Source organism: Lacisediminihabitans sp. FW035 (genome assembly GCF_054880895.1).
In genome coordinates this window covers 653148-671613 of the sequence record NZ_CM142187.1, presented here as the reverse complement: position 1 = coordinate 671613, position 18466 = coordinate 653148, and the positions used below count along the sequence as shown (strand labels likewise).

The following is an 18466-nucleotide window of genomic DNA, read 5'->3' as shown; positions in this document are numbered from 1 at the left end:
TCTGCGTCGTGCCTAAGCTTGACTGTTCGCCTCTGCCACTGGAAAAGACATCATGAGCACAAGCACGCAGTCCCCCCGGTCCCGTTCGCCGTTCGCCCGCGCCAAGAAGGATGACGGACCCCGCGCGAGTTTCCGCCAGCTGCTGCCCTACTTGCTCGAGCACAAGAAGGTGCTCGGCATCGTCATCGCGCTGAGCGTGCTCGGCGCCGGCACCTCGCTCGCCCAGCCTGTGCTGGTGAGCCAGGTGATCGCCCGCGTTCAGAAGAACGAGCCGCTCGGCGCCCTCGTCTTCCTCCTCGTGGGCCTCGTCGTCGTGTCCGCGATCCTCTCGGGCGTGCAGCACTACCTGCTGCAGCGCACCGGCACGAGCGTCGTGCTCTCGGCCCGCCGACAGCTCGTGCGCCGGATGCTCCGGCTGCCGATCAGCGAATTCGACACCCGTCGCACCGGTGACCTGGTCTCCCGCGTCGGATCGGACACCACCTTGTTGTACGCCGTACTCACCCAGGGACTCGTCGACGCGATCGGCGGAGCGCTCATCTTCCTCGGTGCCCTGATCGCGATGCTGGTGATCGATCCGGTGCTCCTCGGACTCACCGTGCTGGTGATCGCCGTCTCCGTCGTCACCGTCGTGCTGCTCTCGGGCCGGGTGCGCGTGGCCAGCCGCAAGCAGCAGGAGAAGGTGGGGGATCTCGCCGCTTCCGTGGAACGCGCGCTCGGAGCCATCCGCACCGTTCGCGCCTCCAACGCCACGGACCGCGAGACGGCAGCGATCGAGAAGGATGCGAAGGGCGCCTGGGACATGGGCATCCAGGTGGCGAAGATCTCGGCTCTCGTGGTGCCGATCGCCGGCATCGCGCTTCAGGTCTCGCTGTTGGTGGTGCTCGGCGTCGGCGGATTCCGGGTCGCGAGCGGAGCCATCACCATCGCTAACCTCGTGGCCTTCATCTTCTTCCTCTTCATGCTGATCATGCCGCTCGGGCAGGCCTTCGGCGCCATCACCTCGGTGAACCAGGCACTCGGAGCACTCGGACGCATCCAGGAGATCGTCACGCTGCCGAGCGAGTCCGAGCTCGACGGTGCGATCGAGCCGGCGGCGCCACTCCCCTCTGACGCCGCGATCAGCTTCCACGACGTGGTCTTCACCTACCCGGCACCGCCGGTTCCCCCGGCCCCGGCCACCGACTCCGGCCTTGTGGAGCATTCCGAGCTCGTGGAGGATGCCGCTCCGAAGGACCTCACGGTGCTGCACGGGGTCTCCTTCGACGCCCCCCGCGGCCAGCGCACCGCGCTCGTCGGGCCCTCGGGCGCCGGCAAGAGCACGATCCTCGCCCTGATCGAGCGCTTCTACGACCCGACGGCCGGCCTGGTGCGACTGGGCGGGGTCGACATCCGCGGGCTGGATCGCGAGGCCTTGCGCGCGCAGATCGGCTATGTGGAGCAGGATGCCCCGGTGCTGGCCGGCACTCTGCGCGACAACCTCACCCTCGGTGCGCCGAACGCCACGGACGAGGAGTGCATCCGCGTGCTTCACGACGTGAACCTCACCGAGGTGCTCGAACGCAGCGACAAGGGACTGGATGCCGCCGTCGGTGAAGAGGGCGTGATGCTCTCCGGCGGCGAGCGCCAGCGCCTCGCGATCGCGCGCACCCTGCTGTCGGCCCCGCCTATCCTGCTGCTCGACGAGTCGACCTCGTCGCTCGACGGGCTCAACGAGCAGCTGCTGCGCGAAGCCATCGATGCCGTGGCGGAGAACCGCACGCTGATCGTCATCGCCCACCGGCTCTCCACCGTCGTCGACTCCGACCAGATCGTGGTGCTCGACCACGGACGGGTCGTCGGCACCGGCACCCACTCCGAACTCGTCAAGAGCACGCCCCTCTACCGCGACCTGGCGAAGCACCAACTCCTGGTCTGAGTCCACCCGATCGCGGGTGCTCGCATCGTTCAGGCACGCTCGCATCATTCAGGACGTTCTGAGACGGAGGGGACGGATGAGGCTGCCGAGGTCGACTCCCGCAGCATCCGCCTCACCGGCCCAGGGATTCCTGAATGATGATGGGCAGGTTTGCGTGACCACCCCGTTCGAAATGCAGGACTCCATGGGACGGATGTCCACCAGTGTGGCTCAGCCGTCACTCCAGTCACACGCGGTCCTGCATTCGGTGCGAGGGTGATCCGGTCGTGCGGACCGGTGGGGCGGATGGCACCGACTCTGGCACGACGGCGGATTTCCGTTTCCGCTACCCGGAGTGACACTCGCACCCAAAAGTCTCGGCGCGGGTGTCACTCCGCGGCGCAGAGGACGCGCTCACGCGAAAGAGGGTGTGTCACTCGCGGGCGCAGCGGACTAACCTGTGCTGAGAAGAGGAGCCGACGATGGCCGCAGGCACCAAGGACGACCCGTGGCAGTTGACCACGGCACCCGGATCATCCCAGTACACGATGTTCGTCGAGGGCGAAGAGCTCGTCTGCCAGGTGGGGTCGACAACCCTGAAGTACCAGTCCCGGGCGATCGACGACCTGCGCGCCTGGCTCACCGAACAGGGCGACTGGGTCGACCTCGGTGCCGCCGACGAGTCGAAGGCTCCCGCCGAGGGAACCGTTGAGGCCTGGGGGCGCTCAGAGGCGAACCCGGTCGGCGGCTGGTACGGCCTGCGCAAGGGCTACCGCGGCCGGTTCGGGATGTACCTCCCCCCGCTGCTCGAACAGCTCGGGCGCGCCGAGCTCACCCACGACCCGCGCAACAACCGCATGCGAGCGCTCTAACCGATCAGGCGAGCGCCCACATCGCCACGGCCGCCGTGGCCGCCACGTTGAGCGAGTCGATCCCGTGCGCCATCGGGATCTGCACGACCGTGTCCGCGGCCGCGAGCGCCTCGGCAGTCAGTCCCTCTCCTTCGGCGCCGAGCACGAGCGCCAGTCGCTCCGGCGCGACGAATTCCCGCAGACTCACCGCGTCTGCACTCAGCGCCAGCGCCGCGACCTGGAAGCCGGATGCGGCGAGCAGCTGTCGCGTGGATGGCCAGTCTCCGAGACGCGTCCACGGAACCTGAAGCACCGTGCCCATCGACACCCGGATGGCGCGCCGGTAGAACGGGTCGGAGCAGCGCGGGGTCACGAACACCGCGTCCGCTCCGATGGCGGCGACCGATCGGAAGATGGCCCCGACGTTGGTGGGATCCGCCACGTTCTCGAGGATGATCACCCGGCGGGCACCCTCCAGAAGGGATGCCGCACTCGGCAGTTCCGGTCGGTTCATCGCCGCGATGAGGCCACGGTGCAGCAGGTATCCGGTGAGTTCTTCGAGCAACTCGCCCGGGCCGGAGAAGACCGGCACGTCGTCGCCCACCAGCGCGAGCGCCTCGTCCACGGTATTGCCGAGGGCGAGGACCGAGCGCGGTCGATGCCCGGCAGCGAGCGCCCGCTGCAGCACGAGCGCGGACTCGGCGAGGTAGAGACCGTGCTCGGTGCCTCGGGCCTTCTTGAGCGCGACATCCGTCTGGTGCGAGTAGTCGGCGAGCCGCGGATCAGAGAGATCGGCGATCTCGACGACGGTCACGCGACGGTGTTCGGCGCGAGCACGTACTTCGTCTCGAGGTACTCGTCGATGCCGACGGTGCCACCCTCCCGCCCGAGTCCGGACTGCTTGACTCCGCCAAACGGGGCCGCCGCGTTCGAGACGACTCCCACGTTGAGACCCATCATGCCGGTCTGGATGCTGTCGATGAGCCGGAGTCCGCGGGCGAGGTCGCGCGTGAAGGCGTAGCTCACGAGGCCGTACTGGGTGTCGTTTGCTTGGGCTACGGCGTCGGCCTCGTCGGTGAAGGTGGTGATGGACAGCACCGGCCCGAAAATCTCTTCGTGCAGGATGTCGCTGCCGGGCGTCACGCCGGTGATCACCGTCGGGGCATAGAAGGTGCCGTCGCGGTCGACGGCGGTTCCGCCTGTCAGCACCCGCGCGCCGCGGGCAACCGCGTCCTTCACCAGGTCGTCGGCTTTAGTCACCGCGGCCGCATTGATGAGCGGCCCGACCGACACTCCGGCCTCGGTGCCTCGTCCGATTGTCAGGGCATTGACACGGGCGGTCACCCGAGCGGCGAAGTCCTCCGCAACGCTCTCGTGCACGATGAAACGATTCGCCGCCGTGCAGGCCTGGCCGATGTTACGGAACTTGGCGATCATCGCGCCGTCGACCGCGGCATCGAGATCGGCATCCTCGAACACCAGGAATGGCGCATTGCCGCCCAACTCCATCGACGTGCGCAACACGTTGTCGGCGGCCTGCTTGAGGAGGCGCACACCCACCGGAGTCGATCCCGTGAAGCTGAGCTTGCGCAGGCGGGGATCGGCGATGATCGGCGCGGAGACCTCACCGGAGGTGGAGGTAGTGATGATGTTGAGCACGCCCTTCGGCAGGCCGACCTCCTCGAGCAGTTTCGCGAAATAGAGGGTCGTGAGGGGAGTGAGTTCCGCGGGCTTCACGACGGCCGTACAACCGGCGGCGATCGCCGGGGCGATCTTGCGAGTCGCCATCGCCAGCGGGAAGTTCCACGGCGTGATGAGGAATGACGGCCCCACCGGAAACCGCGTGACGAACATACGGCCGGTGCCCTCGGGGTTCGCTCCGTAGTGTCCAGCAATGCGCACGGCCTCCTCGCTGAACCAGCGAAGGAACTCGCCGCCATAGGTCACCTCCCCGCGCGCCTCGGCGAGGGGCTTACCCATCTCGAGTGTCATCAGCAGCGCGAATTCGTCGGCCCGTTCCTGCAGCAGATCGAATGCTCCGCGCAGGATCTCCCCGCGCACCCGTGGCGCCGTCGTACCCCAGGATTCCTGGGCCGCGGCCGCGGCATCCATGGCAAGGGCGCCGTCCGCGACCGAGGCGTCCGCGATGGTCTTGATCACCAGACCCGTCGACGGATCCACCACCTCGATCGCGCGGCCCGAGGTGGATTCGACCCACTCTCCCCCGATGAAAAGCCGGTCGGGCACCTGGGCAAGCAGTTCGGATTCGGAGATCGCACTCATGCGACCCAGTCTAGTTTTGCGAGGAGCTTTCGACCCACACTCCGGCGGCGGCGAGACGTTCGAGAGCGAGGATGCTCGATGCCGCCGCAACCCCGGCGACCAGGTCGTCGAGCACCCGCACCGTGCGCCCGGTCGCCACCGCGTCGAGGGCGGATGCAAGCACGCAATAGTCCGTCGCGATGCCCACGACGTCGATCTCGTCGACCCCGAGTTCGTCCAGTTTCTGCGGCAGTGGCTCGCCATCATCCGTCACGCCCTCGAAGATCGAGTAGGCCGGACGACCCTGCCCCTTCCGCACGCCGACGGTCACCGCCGTGGTATCCAACGCCGGGTGGTAGTCGGCTCCGGTCGTACCGGCCACGCAGTGCACCGGCCAGGTGGTCACGAAGTCCGGGGCATCCGCTGCGCCCGAGTGTCCCCGCGCGAAATGACCGCCGTTGTCACCCTCGGCGTCGTGCCAGTCGCGAGAGGCGAACACCTGGTCGTAGCGATGCGGATGCCGCGCAAGGTAGGCCGTGATGCCCGCGGCGACAGCGGCACCCCCGTCGACACCGAGCGCACCGCCCTCGGTGAAGTCGTTCTGTACGTCGATGATGAACAGGGCGCGGCTCATGGCATCAGTTGTTCGACAGGTTGTTGCCGCACTTGAATACGGCTGTGGTGATGGTGTCGAGCGCCGGGATCGTGCGGCTGTTGATGGCCCCGAGGGCATAGAAGGCGAACGAGAGCGTCGTGCCGTCCGAGGCGTGCACCACCCCCGCGAGGGCGTACTCGGTCTTGATCCAGCCGGTCTTCGCATTGACGGCCCCGCGCGCGACGGCGTTCGCTCCGGTGAACCGACTCGCGAGCGTGCCGGACTTGCCGGAGATCGGCAGCGCGTCGTAGATGATGTTGAGGTTCTGCTGCCCCGCGGCGACCTTCGCCATGAGCTGCGCGACGAAGGTGGCGGGAACGGCGTTGTTGTTGCTGAGGCCCGACCCGTCGCGGATGGCGACGCCGGTGGTCGTGAGCCCGTATTTGGTGAGAGCCGCCGGGATCACCTGCGCGAGCGAAGCCGATGACCCGTTGTTGCCGGCCACCTTCGAGGTCTGGCGCGCGAGGTACTCGCCGAGGGTGTTGTCCGACACCGGCAGCATGTACGACACCAGAGCACGCACCGGTTGTGACTTCACCTCTCCGAGCAGCGCAGCGCCGCTCGGTGCGGTGCCGGTGGTGATGTGCTCGGCCCCGGAGATTCCGAGGTCCGCGGCGAAGGCGGCTCCCGCATCCGCGATCGGATCGCTGCTGCGGGGGCTGTCCTGCGCCTTCGGATTGGCCCGGCCGCCGTCGACGGTGAGGGCAGTCACCTCGGGCTGGTAGCCCTCGGACTGCTCGCTTCGCTCCCAGCTGGGGTCCCAGTTGTCGTTGGGATCCCAGTAGCTCGAATCGAGCACGATGTCCGTGATGGGCACGGAGCTCTTCGCCTGCGCCTGGGCGGCGAGATCGCTGAGCTTCGGTGCGCCCCGATACACGCTCTCCTGGCCTGACGGCAGGGCGCTCAGCGTTGGGTCCCCGCCACCGACGAGCACGACAGTGCCAGGCGTCGCGCCCGCATAGACCTTCGTGGAGATCTGATAGTCGGGACCGAGCACGTTGAGCGCCGCCGCGGCGGTGAGCGTCTTCAGCACGCTCGCCGTGCGCGAGGGCGTCGCGCCGTTGCGATCGAACAGCACCTCGCCGGTAGTGGTGTTGATCACGCTGGCCTGGAAGGTGAGCAGGTTGGGATCGGACGCCGGCGCGGTGACGGAGCAGGTACGCAGGCGGGTCGCGGCGGCGATCACTGCGGGCACCGGCCGGGTCGGGGTGGGGGTGGGCGTCGCACTCGGGCCCGCCGCAGTACCCGGCGCGGACGCATCCGCCGTCGACGATCCGACGGCGACACCCGCGACGATCGATCCGGTGGCGAGCAGGGCGAAGACGACGCCGAGGGCGGAGAACAACCAGGCATTCGGATGCTTCGCGATCAAGGCGAAGATACCCCCGCGAGCCGCGGCCGACGTGCTGGCACCGGCGGCGACCGGGCTCGTCGCGAGCACCGTGGTCTCCTCCGCCGCGAGCGGGAAGAAGGGTGCCGACGGCAGCGCCACGGTGGGCTCCGAGGACGACAGCACCGTCGTGGGCTCGGAAGAGGGGAGCACCGTCGTGGGCTCCGAGGACGACAACACCGTGGTGGACTCGGCAGGCGGCGCCGCGGCCGGGACCTCCGGTATCTCCCCGGATTGCGCCCGTTCGCGCGCCTCGCGCCGGGTGAGGGGCTGGGTGGGCGGCGCCGATGGGAGCGGGCTCGGCGGCATCGCCGGAGACGGGTTCAGGGGCTCGATCGGGGGCTCTGCGGCCTGCGGATCCTGCGGGTCACTCACTCCCCCATGATAACCGCGCCTATTCGCCGGGGTACGAAAGGCCGATCTGGGCCCGAACGGCGTCGAGGGTTTCCATAATCCGAAGGCTCTCGCGAGCCGGGAGGATGGCCGGGGCGGAGTCGCCCTCCCGGATGCGGCGCTCGAACTCCCAGGACTGGAACTGCATGCCTCGGTGAGACACGGTGTTCTCGAATCGCTCGACGACCGTGTCGTTCTCGTCGAACACGGTGAAGGTGGTGGGCGAGTACCAGACGGCGTCCACCTGGATGCGTCCGGCCGTACCGAGGATCGCCGCGGTGTTCGGCCCCTTGGTGTCGAGAGCCGAATGGAGCACGGCCTGGCGGCCACCTTCGAATCCGAGCAGGATCGCGGTCTGCCGGTCGACCCCGGTTGCCGTCTTCGCGGCGATCGCCCGCACCGTCTCCGGCGTGCCGAACAGGTCGAACGCGAAGGACACCGGGTAGATGCCGAGGTCGAGAAGCGCCCCGCCGCCGAGCGCCGGGTTGTTGAGGCGATGCTCCGGGTCCTTCGGAAGGTTCTGGTTGTGGTCGGCGATAAGGGTGCGCGCGTCGCCGATCGTGCCTGCTGCGATGATCTCGCGGATGCGCAGCATGTGCGGAAGGAAGCGGGTCCACATCGCTTCCATGACGACGAGTCCGGCGGCTTCGCCGGCTTCCACCACCTCGAGAGCCTGGGCAGCGGTGAGGGTGAACGCCTTCTCGATGAGCACGTGCTTGCCCGCCCGGAGTGCGAGCAGCGCGTTCTCGGCATGGAACGGATGCGGCGTCGAGATGTAGATCGCATCCACCGCCGGATCGGCCACGAGGGCCTCGTAGCTGCCATGGGCCGTGGGGATGCCGAACTCGGCCGCGAAGGCATCCGCTGTTCGCTGGGACCGGGAACCGACCGCCGCCACCGTGAACCCGCAGGCCACGAGATCGGCGGCCTGGGTGTGGGCGATGAAGCCGGTGCCGAGGATGCCCCAGCGCACAGGGGTGGTCTGGTCAGTCGTCTCAGCGGAGCTCATGAGACGAGAATCTAGCAGGGCTTCAGCATCCGCCCCAGCGAGCCGCGGCCCGGGTGAATCCGGAACTCTCACCCGGCACCCCGCCATGGGTCATCGCGAAGTAGATGCAGACGCCGGCGGTGCTGCCGACCGAGGGGCGGTAGAGCGAGGCACGGTGGGCAAGCGAGTCCCACCACTTCTGGGCGACGGTCGCGCCGCTGTTGCCCGAACCGCCCGCGAGGTTGCCGTCGCAGCCCTTGGCCGGCACGGCATCCGAGTAGTAGACGCCGTTTGCATCGGGAGCGAGGCTCCTCACCCCGGAGTGGCCCCAGGTGTTGCCGGGGTTGGTGCTCGGGTCTTCCGCCATCCAGTACAGCCTCTGCTCCATGCAGGAGTCGTAGCGGAAGTTACCCGCGGCGATGGGCTGGAGGCAGTTGGCCGCACGGATCGCATTGAGCGTGGCCGAGAACGACTGGATGTCGCCGCTCGTCGTTCCCCCGATGCCCGACTCGCTGCCACCGGGGGCGCTTCCGCCGCCACCGCCGGCGGCGGGGCACGATACCCCGGCTGCCGCGGCCGCTGCGCGACGGGTGGCGGTGCTCACGCCGGCACCGCCCGAGCCACCGCTGCGGTGGCCGGCAGCAGAGGGCGCTGCCGCCGGTGGTGCGACGACCACGGGGATCGGAACGGGTTTCTGGCCGAGGTGTTCGGTGTCGGAGGCGAGGTAGGCGGCGGTCGCGGCCTTGGACTTCGCGAGCAGCACCTCGTTGACGATGGTGGTCGGCGCGGGGATGGATGCGACGGGAGCGACGAGGGAAGAGGCGAAGACCGGCGCAGTGGAACCGGCCGCTGACGCTGAGGTGACGCTGCCGGTGAGCGAGGGTCCGCCACCGCCGACGAAAGGAAGCACGAGTGTGAGCACGGCGGTGAGAACCGTCGTGAGAAGTGCGAACCGCTTCATTACAGATTCCCCCGAACCCCTGTGAGGCCGACATCCCGTTGCCGTACCTAACGCCAACGGTAGGCCCCGCATCGGAGCATCACAAGCGAATACGGGAGTCGTGCTCGAAATTCGCCCCCGAAGTGGGGGCGTTTCGCTCCTTACATTTCCCCGCGTCGAGGGGACAGAATGCCCGTTTCTCCCCCTGTCCGGGGGATGTCTCCGTCGTCGTGCCGGCGACGGAAACCTTTGAAAATGCTCAAAGAAATCCGGAGACCGACCAGCGGGCGTACTTTTCAGTGAGGCGCCCCGACCCTGATCCGTCGGGCTTCGCCGGGGTCCGGCATCGTGTGGTTACTGTGCCGGACCCCCCTTTTTTGTCTCGACCCGGTGATGGCGACTCAGGCCGGGGTGATTCGCAGCTGCACGCGATCCTTCGTGCCGTGCTTGCCCAGGCGCTCGATGAACATGAAGATGCGGTATTCGGCCCTGAATTTGGCCAGGAAGATGTCGTTCAGCCTCGCGGTCACGTCGTCGCCCGACTCGATCACCGCGTGTCCGGCGACCAGCGGGGCGCCCTCCTTCACCTTGCCCATGCGATCGCAGGGACGCAGCTCCACACGCGGACTGTTTCGAAGGCGCTTGACCTTTCCGCTCATCTCGGGCGTCGTCACCACCAGGTCGTCGCCGTCTCGCGCGATCCACACCGGCGTCGACACCGCTTCACCCGACTTGCGGAACGTCGTGAGCGAGACGAAGTGTTCGTCTCCGATCGCGGAGAAGGCGCTGGGGGATGTCATCCCGCCAGCGTATCGATCCGAGACCCGTGTCGACGGGCGTATAGTTAGTTTACAACAAGTAACTAAGTAGTGGAAAGCGGAGTGGCGCTCAACGACGAGGCCCGAGCATGGAGGCAATCGTGGAGCAGAAGACCGTAAAGACCCGATCCGGGATGTTCAATAAGGATCACCCGCACTACAAGTGGATCGCGCTGAGCAACACGACGCTCGGCATCCTGATGGCCACAATCAACGGGTCGATCGTGCTGATCTCGCTCCCCGCCATCTTCACCGGCATCAAGCTCAACCCGCTCGAGCCCGGCAACGTGAGTTACCTGCTCTGGATGCTCACCGGCTACATCCTCGTGACCGCCGTCCTCGTCGTGAGCTTCGGGCGCCTCGGCGATCTGTACGGCCGGGTGAAGATCTACAACCTAGGCTTCGTCATCTTCACCATCTCGGCGATCTTCCTCGTCTTCGACCCCTTCACCGGCGGGCAGGGCGCGCTCTGGCTGATCGGATGGCGCGTGGTGCAGGCCGTCGGGGGCTCGATGCTCTTCGCCAACTCCACCGCGATCCTCACCGACGCCTTCCCGATCGAACGCCGCGGCTTCGCGCTCGGCATCAACCAGGTCGCCGGCATCGCTGGCACCTTCCTCGGGCTCATCGTCGGCGGGGTGCTCGCCGAGCTGGACTGGCATGCGGTCTTCATCGTGAGCGTGCCCTTCGGCATCCTCGGCACGATCTGGTCGTACAAGTCGCTGCACGAGGTTGGTACCCGCGCCACTGGCACAGTCGACTGGCCGGGCAATATCGTCTTCGCCATCGGTCTCATCTCGCTGCTCACGGGGATCACCTACGGCATCCAGCCGTACGGCGACTCGTCCACCGGGTGGCTCAACCCGTGGGTGCTCACCGGCATCATCGGCGGCATCGCGTTCCTCGTGGGGTTCGTCTTCCTCGAGCTGCACACCAAGGACCCGATGTTCAACATGCGGCTGTTCCGCATCCGTGCCTTCGCCTGGGGCAACTTCGCCGGCCTGCTCGCCTCGATCAGCCGCGGTGGCCTTCAATTCATGCTGATCATCTGGCTGCAGGGCATCTGGCTGCCGCTCCACGGCTATTCCTACGAGAGCACGCCCCTGTGGGCAGGCATCTACCTGTTGCCGCTCACCATCGGGTTCCTCGTCTCCGGCCCGGTCTCCGGCTCACTGTCCGACCGCTTCGGTGCCCGCGCCTTCGCGACCGGTGGGCTGTTGCTCGTCGCTGCCACCTTCATCGCGCTGCTGCTGATCCCGGTGAACTTCCCGTACTGGCTGTTCGCCGTCATCACCTTCCTGAACGGCGTGGGATCCGGCCTGTTCGCCGCCCCGAATCGCACCGCGATCATGAACAGCGTGCCGGCGAACCAGCGCGGCGCGGCATCCGGTATGACCGGCACTTTCCAGAACGCCGGCAACTCGCTCTCGATCGGCATCTTCTTCTCGCTGATGATCGCCGGGCTCGCCACGACGCTCCCGAACGCCCTCCGCTCGGGCCTGACCGCCCACGGGGTCGGCGCGACCGTCGCCAACCAGGTGGCGGCGACTCCGCCGGTCGGCAGCCTCTTCGCGGCCTTCCTCGGCTACAACCCGATCGAGTCGATCCTCGGGCCGACCGGCGTGCTCAAGTCGCTGTCGTCCTCCAACGCCGCAGCGCTCACCGGCAAGACCTTCTTCCCGCAGTTGATCGCTGATCCGTTCCACGCCGGGCTCGTGATCGTCTTCATCGCCGCCGCCGCGATGTCAGTCATCGGGGCGATCGCGTCGCTCACCGCCGGGGGCAAGTACATCCACGTCGAGGAGGAGCCGGTTCGTGAAGAGCTCCCGCAGGGAGCCGCCGCTACGATGAGCAACGTCTAGCGCACTACGCGCCTGCCGGTCGCGAAAGGGAGAGTGGCACCATCGATCGACTACTCACCGACTCCGCGGGGCGACTCGCTTTCGTGATCGGCCAGCTCACGCGTCGCCTCCGGGTGGCGCGCGGCGGACTCAGTCACAGCCTGCTGTCGGCCCTGGTGACCGTGGCCAAACAAGGACCCCTGCGCCTCGCCGACCTGGCCCAGATCGAGCTCGTCTCGGCTCCGAGCATCACGCGCCTCGTGGCGGAGCTCGAGGCGAAGAAGCTCGTCTCTCGCACCACCGATCCCGCCGATGGCCGCGCCTCGCTCATCCAGGTGACGGATGCCGGACTCGAAGCCGTGCAGGGCGCGCGCCGGGTGCGCCAGGAGATCGTGGCCGAGCTGCTCGAGCCCCTCACGCCCGCCGAGGTCGCCGCCATCGAGGCAGCGCTCCCGGCTCTCGAGCGGCTGATCGAACCGCGCTGACCGAGTCTCCCCGCGACTCCGCTGCCATTCGTGCACTCCGCGGCCGATCACCCGCCCGCGCAGACGACTTTCGGGCGCAGAGTTCCCCGGCCGCACGACTTTCGGGCGCACAATGCCTGAGCCGGGCATCCACCCGCCCTACAGCTCGACCTTCGCGTTCTCGCCACCGTCATAGCTCTCTCCGGTCACTTTCGACTTGATCAGGCTGATGATGGTCGCGACCCGGCCGCCGGGGGTGTCCCAGTATTCGGCGCTGTCGCTCGTGAGCTTGATGAGCACGACGTTCGGATCGTCGGGACCCTCCGGGAACCAGGCCTCGACCCAGGGGTTCCAGAACTCCTTCACCTTCGCGGAATCATCCACCATCTCCCCCGTGCCCGCGACCGAGATCCAGGTGTCGCCGGAGGACAACGTCACTCCGGCGCTCGGGTTGACGCCGAGCTGGGCCACCGCCGTTGACTCGCGGGAGGCAAGGAACCACAGGTCGCCGTTGGCTTCGGTGCGCTGCAGGGTCATCGGCCGGGCCACCAGTTTGCCCAGATCATCGACCGTCGTGAGCATGGAAAAACGGATGCCTTCGATGAGTTCCGTCAGTTTTGATACGTCAGCGGGTGCGTCGGTCATTGTTCGTCCTTTCCGTTCATCTGTTAAGCCTGCGCGCAGCGGAGACCTGTTTCTAGGGCTTGCGGACTCCGGGGGGACGGCCTAGCGACGTGCGTCCGACGGGTGGCCGGACGGGTACATCACTCGAAGGTCTCGCTGTAGTGCGCGAGGAGCTCGGCAGGGTCGTCCCAGACGAAGAAGGCCCCGGCATTGAACAGTTCGAGTGCACCGGTGCCGCCAGATCTGAGCCCCACGCATCTCACCGCGGCTCGCGCCGCGGCCTCGACGTCCCAGCGGGAGTCACCGACGAAGACGGCCTCGCCGGCGTCCACTCCGGCCCTCTCCAGGGCGACACGCACGATGTCCGGTTCGGGTTTCGCGACCTCGACATCTTCCGATGACGTCGCCGTCGAAATGAACTCCTCGACCTGCAACACTCTGCGCAGGGTCGCCAGTTCGTCTTCCGGCGCCGAGGTGGCGAGAACCGCGATGTGTCCGCGGCGAGCGACCTCCGCGATGAGCTCCCGCGCCCCACTGAGGGGTCGGAGCTCTCGCGCCGTCTCAGCGTAGAAGGTGCTGTGCAGCTTCTGTGCGCGATCGCTCGATTCGCCGCCATCGTCCCCGAGGAACTGGGTCAATAACAGAGAGGAATCCATGCCCATCGCCGCGTGAATCCGCCAGGCATCGACCGGGTGCCCGAGTTGCGCGAACGCTCGTGACCATGCTTCGACGTGCAGGTAATTCGAGTCGACCAGGGTGCCATCGACGTCGAACAGAACAGCGCGAGTAGTCATGCGATCTCCTTCATCACACCGCACGGTAGGCCCTCCGGTTGGGGCACGCCAGCAGTAGACAGAGCAATTGCGGGGTGTAGGTCCCGAAACGCGGCCCGAGGTCAACCCCCTGTGCGAGATCGATTCACCGCGTACTTTTCGTGGCACGAGAGTGAGCGGAATCCGGGAGGACGATTCATGAAAGCGTTGACCTATCAGGGCAAGCGATCGGTGTCGGTGGAAGAAGTTCCCGACCCCGTCATCGAACACCCGACGGACGCGATAGTCCGCATCACCTCGACGGCGATCTGCGGATCCGACCTGCACCTCTACGAACTGTTCGGACCCTTTCTCGACGCGGGAGATATCCTCGGCCACGAGTCGATGGGGATCGTCGAAGAAGTGGGAAGCGGCGTTACGACGCTTGCGGTGGGTGATCGAGTGGTCGTCACATTCACGATCGCCTGCGGCCGGTGCTTCATGTGCCTGAGGGGCATGCAGTCCCAGTGCGAAACGACTCAGGTGAGAGAGCAGGGATCCGGGGCGGCCCTCTTCGGCTATACCAAGCTCTACGGGCAGGTTCCCGGCGGTCAGGCGGAATTTCTGCGAGTACCACTCGCCGACTACAACGCGGTGAAGGTCGGCCATGAACTCCCCGACGAGCGGTATCTCTTCCTCAGCGACATCCTGCCGACGGCCTGGCAGGGCGTGAAGTATGCCGACGTGCCGGACGGCGGGACCCTCGCCGTCTTCGGGCTCGGCCCGGTCGGGCAGTTCGCCACTCGTGTCGGGGCCCACCTCGGCTATGAGGTGATGGCGATCGATCCCGTCCCGGAGCGTCGCGCGATGGCCGAAAGGCACGGCATTGCGACCTTCGACCTCACCGACGATGTGCTCGCCGAGGTGAGGGAACTCACCTCTGGTCGCGGACCGGACTCTGTCGTGGATGCCGTCGGCATGGAAGCCCATGGCGCCGGAACGACCGCGTTCGCGCAGGCCGTCACCGGCATCCTTCCCGGGCCGATCGCACGGGCCGCGATGAACACCATCGGCGTCGACCGGCTCACCGCCCTTCACCCCGCCCTCGACCTCGTGCGGCGGGGAGGCACCGTTTCATTGAGCGGAGTCTACGGAGGGGAGGCGGATCCGTTGCCGATGAAATCGATGTTCGACAAGAACCTGACACTGCGCATGGGCCAGTGCAATGTGCGTAATTGGATCGATGACCTCGTGCCCCTGGTCGAAGACCCGTCCGATCCGCTCGGCGTGACCGATCTCGTCACTCACTCCGTGCCTCTCGACCGCGCGCCTGAAATGTACGAGACCTTTCAGAAGAAAGAAGACGGCTGCATCAAGGTCGTGCTCAGGCCATGACCCGGACTCCAGGGAAGACTTGCTGATGCGTTCCGACTCCGCCATCGACCCCGGTGATCGTGAGCCGATCGGCGTTCTCGAGCGCGTCTCCATTCGCCGCGTCTCGTTCGGCGCACTCCCCGGCGACGGCCTGATCGATGCTCCGGTGACGGTGGCCGCGGCCCTCGACTTCGCCCGGTCGCACGGATCCCCAGTCACTCCGGCAGGGAGCCACGGCACTCGCGAACGCTGGGAATTGCTTGCGACGCTCGCCTGCGCGGATCTCGGAGCGGCCAGAGCCGTCGAGCCCCACCTTGACGCCCTGTCGATCCTCGAGGACGCGAAGCAGAGCGGGTTCGATATCCCCTTCGAGTGCGCCGCGACCTGGGGCGTGTTCGCAGCCGAGGGGGCGCCAGACCCACTCCGATCGACTCCCACCGACTTCGGCTGGTCGGTGCAGGGCACGAAGCCCTGGTGTTCACTGGCCGACAGGCTCGACCGGGCGCTCGTCACCGCTTCGAGCCCGGACGGCTCGCGCCGGCTGTTCGCGGTCGATCTCCATCACCCGGGAGTGAGGGTGGAACCCGGAGCGTGGCATGCGCGTGGACTTTCGGAGATCCCCAGCGGACCGGTGCACTTCTCCGCGGTCGCGGCCGAACCGGTTGGGCCCGCCGGGTGGTACCTCGAGCGCGTCGGGTTCTCCTGGGGAGGCATCGGAGTCGCAGCCTGTTGGTTCGGTGGCGCCGTCGGTGTCGCACGGTCGCTGTTCGATGCCCTTGCCGGCCGCAATCCCAGTCCGCTCCAACTAGCCCACCTCGGCGCCGTGGATGAAGTGCTGCAGAGCGCTCGCCTGGCCCTGAACGACGCCGCCCTGATTGTGGATGACCCGGCCATACCGTCGCGGGAAACCGCATCCGTCGTCGCCAAACGCGTGCGCGCGACGGTTGCTCGGGCCTGCGAAGAGATCCTGACGCGATCCGGCCACGCGCTCGGTCCCGCCCCCCTCGCGCTCGACCCGGTACACGCGAAGCGGGTCGCGGACCTGCAGCTGTACGTGAGACAGCACCACGCCGAACGGGATCAGGCCTCCCTCGGCTCCGCGCTTCTCGCCGACGGCACAGCGCCGTGGTGACCTTCGACGCGGCCGTGTCCGGAACCGATGCGGCGACCTGGAGCAGCGATGAACGCCTTCGGTCGCTCGGCTTCCTCGAGCTCTCGGGCGTGCCGGCCATCGTCGTGGTCGCCGCGCACCCCGACGACGAGACTCTTGGCGTCGGCGGACTCATCGCACTGGCGGGCGAACAGCACATTCCGGTCACCGTGATCGTCGCCACCGACGGGGCCGCCTCGCATCCGGGATCGTCTCTCGAGGAATCCGCCGGCCTCCGCCAGACCCGCGCGACGGAGCTTCGGCGCGCGCTCCACATTCTCAATCCCTCGGCGACCATCGTGCTGCTCGAGCTTGCCGACGGGAAGACCCGCGAAAGCCGTGAGCGGCTTCTCGACCTTCTCCACCCTCACCTGGACAGCGCGCCCGCCGGGGCCATTGCTGTCGTGCCGTGGCGAGGGGACGGGCATCGGGATCACCGGATCGTGGGAGAGACCGCGGCGGAGATCGCCTCAGCGGTCGGCCTGGATTTCGTCGAGTATCCGATCTGGATGTGGCATTGGGGAACGCCCGAATCACAGGCCATCCCCTGGCAGTGGATGGTGGGGGTAGAACTTTCTGCCGACGCGCACTCTCGAAAGCTCCGCGCCATCGCGGAATTCCGCTCCCAGATCGAGCCGACCGCCGACCGGGATCCCGTGCTCCGCCCGGACTTCCTTCCGCATTTCCGGCGCACCACCGAGTTCTTCTTCGACTCGCGGCGGCTCTCCATCGATGCTGCGTATTTCGACGCGCTCTACGCCGGGAACGCCGACCCGTGGCGCCTCGCCTCCCGCTGGTACGAAACGCGCAAGCGGTCCATCACCGTTTCCTCTCTCCCGTCTTCCCGCTATCAGCGCGGCCTGGAGATCGGATGCTCGGTCGGCATGCTCACTCTCGAGCTGGCGCCCCGGTGTGATGCGCTTCTCGCCGTGGATCTCGCCGCCGGGGCGCTCGCCACCGCTCGCGAACGACTTCACCACAAAGCGAACGTGACCTTCGCAGAGCTCGACGTGACCACCGACTTCCCCCCGGGAGAATTCGACCTCATTGTGGTCAGCGAAGTGGGGTACTACCTGTCCCGGCGAGACCTCACCACCCTGCTCGACCGCATCGCGTCCCGTCTCGAGCCGGGAGGCACTGTGGTGCTCTGCCACTGGCGTCATCCCGTGTCGGACTATCCGCTGCTCGGCGACGAAGTGCACGAGATCATGCAGAACGGTACGACGCTGTCGCGAACGGTGCGGCACGAGGAAGCCGACTTCCTTCTCGAGATCTACAGCGACGAGTCGATCTCGGTCGCGCAGCAGGAAGGTCTCACCCCGTGACTATCGGGGCCGTCGTTGTCGTCATTCCGGCTCGGGACGAGTCTGCCCTTATCGGGCGCTGCCTTCGCTCGGTCAGCAGTGCAATCGACCACCTTCAGAGCGCCGACGGTGCGCCCTCTGTTCGCGTCGTCGTCGTGCTCGACAGATGCAGTGACGACACCGCTGAGCTCGTGTCATCCTTCACCTTCGTCGAGGCTGTCGAGATCGATGCCGGATCCGTGGGGGTGGCACGCTCTGCCGGCATAGACCATGCGCTCGCGCGAGAGCGCGTCGCCCCGACCCGAATCTGGATTGCAAATACCGACGCGGATTCCGTGGTCCCTTCAGAGTGGCTGGTCGAGCAGGTGCGCCTCGCCGACGCGGGAGCGGATGTCGTGATCGGGTCCGTATCACCGGTGATGACCGACCTCGCCGAGAACCTGGCCGAGGCGTGGAAGAAACTCCGTTCGCGCCGGAGCCCCGCCGGGAACGTCCACGGTGCGAACCTCGGTTTTCGAGCGAGCAGCTACCGGCTCGCGGGCGGCTTCGGTTCGGAACCGTTGCACGAAGACGTCGGACTCGTCGCACGATTCTCCGGGATATCGGCCACGCTGTGCAGCTCGCTCGATATCGATGTCGAGACCTCGGGACGGAAGGCGAACAGGGTGCCGGGGGGCTACGGCTCGTACCTGCACGATGGCTCTCTGCTCCATCGCGCACAGGCGGCGATTCCCAGCGAATTTTGAGCGGAATGACTATTGAA

The 18466-nt window shown here is 67.2% G+C and carries 17 protein-coding genes; 8 read left to right on the top strand and 9 right to left on the bottom strand.

The window, feature by feature from the left end; all coding sequences use genetic code 11:
- The first annotated feature begins 52 nt into the window (after positions 1 to 52).
- Both ACVXZ4_RS03315 and ACVXZ4_RS03310 read left to right on the top strand, forming a co-directional pair.
- Positions 53 to 1918 (top strand): ABC transporter ATP-binding protein, encoded by a 1866-nt coding sequence (locus ACVXZ4_RS03315; RefSeq protein ID WP_461796816.1) that lies wholly within the window; start codon positions 53 to 55, stop codon positions 1916 to 1918.
- Between the two features lie 461 nt (positions 1919 to 2379).
- Entirely contained in the window at positions 2380 to 2769 is a 390-nt protein-coding gene (locus tag ACVXZ4_RS03310) for a DUF6855 family protein (RefSeq protein ID WP_461796815.1), read from the top strand.
- A gap of 4 nt (positions 2770 to 2773) precedes the next feature.
- On the opposite strand, the gene ACVXZ4_RS03305 is transcribed toward ACVXZ4_RS03310, so the two are convergent.
- The 7 genes from ACVXZ4_RS03305 to ACVXZ4_RS03275 all read right to left on the bottom strand — a co-directional run bounded on the left by ACVXZ4_RS03305 (position 2774) and on the right by ACVXZ4_RS03275 (position 10176).
- The gene (locus tag ACVXZ4_RS03305; RefSeq protein WP_461796814.1) at positions 2774 to 3562 is read right to left on the bottom strand and encodes a TrmH family RNA methyltransferase; all 789 of its coding nucleotides are present in this window, start codon (positions 3560 to 3562) and stop codon (positions 2774 to 2776) included.
- Positions 3559 to 5031, bottom strand: coding sequence for an NAD-dependent succinate-semialdehyde dehydrogenase (locus ACVXZ4_RS03300; protein WP_461796813.1), 1473 nt, complete (start codon positions 5029 to 5031; stop codon positions 3559 to 3561). Before ACVXZ4_RS03300 ends, ACVXZ4_RS03305 begins: the two co-directional genes overlap by 4 nt.
- A 10-nt stretch (positions 5032 to 5041) precedes the next feature.
- The gene (locus ACVXZ4_RS03295; RefSeq protein WP_461796812.1) at positions 5042 to 5644 is read right to left on the bottom strand and encodes an isochorismatase family protein; all 603 of its coding nucleotides are present in this window, start codon (positions 5642 to 5644) and stop codon (positions 5042 to 5044) included.
- Positions 5645 to 5648: 4 nt separating this feature from the next.
- Positions 5649 to 7430, bottom strand: a complete 1782-nt coding sequence (gene dacB, locus ACVXZ4_RS03290; RefSeq protein ID WP_461796811.1) for a D-alanyl-D-alanine carboxypeptidase/D-alanyl-D-alanine endopeptidase — start codon at positions 7428 to 7430, stop codon at positions 5649 to 5651.
- 19 nt (positions 7431 to 7449) lie between these two features.
- The gene (locus ACVXZ4_RS03285) at positions 7450 to 8457 is read right to left on the bottom strand and encodes a Gfo/Idh/MocA family protein (protein WP_461796810.1); all 1008 of its coding nucleotides are present in this window, start codon (positions 8455 to 8457) and stop codon (positions 7450 to 7452) included.
- Positions 8458 to 8479: 22 nt separating this feature from the next.
- Positions 8480 to 9397: a hypothetical protein gene (locus tag ACVXZ4_RS03280; RefSeq protein ID WP_461796809.1), complete on the bottom strand. Its 918-nt coding sequence runs from the start codon at positions 9395 to 9397 to the stop codon at positions 8480 to 8482.
- A gap of 380 nt (positions 9398 to 9777) precedes the next feature.
- Positions 9778 to 10176 carry a PPOX class F420-dependent oxidoreductase gene (locus ACVXZ4_RS03275; protein WP_461796808.1) on the bottom strand — a complete coding sequence of 133 codons (399 nt, stop codon included), beginning with the start codon at positions 10174 to 10176 and terminating at the stop codon, positions 9778 to 9780.
- Between the two features lie 107 nt (positions 10177 to 10283).
- On the opposite strand from ACVXZ4_RS03275, the gene ACVXZ4_RS03270 reads away from it, so the two are divergent.
- Both ACVXZ4_RS03270 and ACVXZ4_RS03265 read left to right on the top strand, forming a co-directional pair.
- The gene (locus ACVXZ4_RS03270; RefSeq protein ID WP_461796807.1) at positions 10284 to 12056 is read left to right on the top strand and encodes an MFS transporter; all 1773 of its coding nucleotides are present in this window, start codon (positions 10284 to 10286) and stop codon (positions 12054 to 12056) included.
- A gap of 83 nt (positions 12057 to 12139) precedes the next feature.
- Entirely contained in the window at positions 12140 to 12520 is a 381-nt protein-coding gene (locus ACVXZ4_RS03265; protein ID WP_461796806.1) for a MarR family winged helix-turn-helix transcriptional regulator, read from the top strand.
- 138 nt (positions 12521 to 12658) lie between these two features.
- On the opposite strand, the gene ACVXZ4_RS03260 is transcribed toward ACVXZ4_RS03265, so the two are convergent.
- Together ACVXZ4_RS03260 and ACVXZ4_RS03255 are read right to left on the bottom strand one after the other, a co-directional pair.
- Positions 12659 to 13144 (bottom strand): pyridoxamine 5'-phosphate oxidase family protein, encoded by a 486-nt coding sequence (locus tag ACVXZ4_RS03260; protein ID WP_461796805.1) that lies wholly within the window; start codon positions 13142 to 13144, stop codon positions 12659 to 12661.
- Between the two features lie 119 nt (positions 13145 to 13263).
- Positions 13264 to 13917, bottom strand: a complete 654-nt coding sequence (locus ACVXZ4_RS03255) for an HAD family hydrolase (RefSeq protein ID WP_461796804.1) — start codon at positions 13915 to 13917, stop codon at positions 13264 to 13266.
- Between the two features lie 177 nt (positions 13918 to 14094).
- Here ACVXZ4_RS03255 and ACVXZ4_RS03250 point away from each other — a divergent pair, with 177 nt between their 5' ends.
- The 4 genes from ACVXZ4_RS03250 to ACVXZ4_RS03235 are packed head-to-tail and all read left to right on the top strand — an operon-like array spanning position 14095 to position 18449.
- Positions 14095 to 15270 (top strand): zinc-dependent alcohol dehydrogenase, encoded by a 1176-nt coding sequence (locus ACVXZ4_RS03250; protein WP_461796803.1) that lies wholly within the window; start codon positions 14095 to 14097, stop codon positions 15268 to 15270.
- Between the two features lie 25 nt (positions 15271 to 15295).
- Entirely contained in the window at positions 15296 to 16381 is a 1086-nt protein-coding gene (locus ACVXZ4_RS03245; protein ID WP_461796802.1) for an acyl-CoA dehydrogenase, read from the top strand.
- The gene (locus ACVXZ4_RS03240) at positions 16378 to 17724 is read left to right on the top strand and encodes a PIG-L family deacetylase (protein ID WP_461796801.1); all 1347 of its coding nucleotides are present in this window, start codon (positions 16378 to 16380) and stop codon (positions 17722 to 17724) included. The genes ACVXZ4_RS03245 and ACVXZ4_RS03240 overlap by 4 nt, the downstream gene beginning before the upstream one ends.
- On the top strand, positions 17721 to 18449 hold the full coding sequence (locus ACVXZ4_RS03235) for a glycosyltransferase family 2 protein (RefSeq protein WP_461796800.1): 729 nt from the start codon (positions 17721 to 17723) through the stop codon (positions 18447 to 18449). Before ACVXZ4_RS03240 ends, ACVXZ4_RS03235 begins: the two co-directional genes overlap by 4 nt.
- The last annotated feature ends 17 nt before the right edge of the window (positions 18450 to 18466 follow it).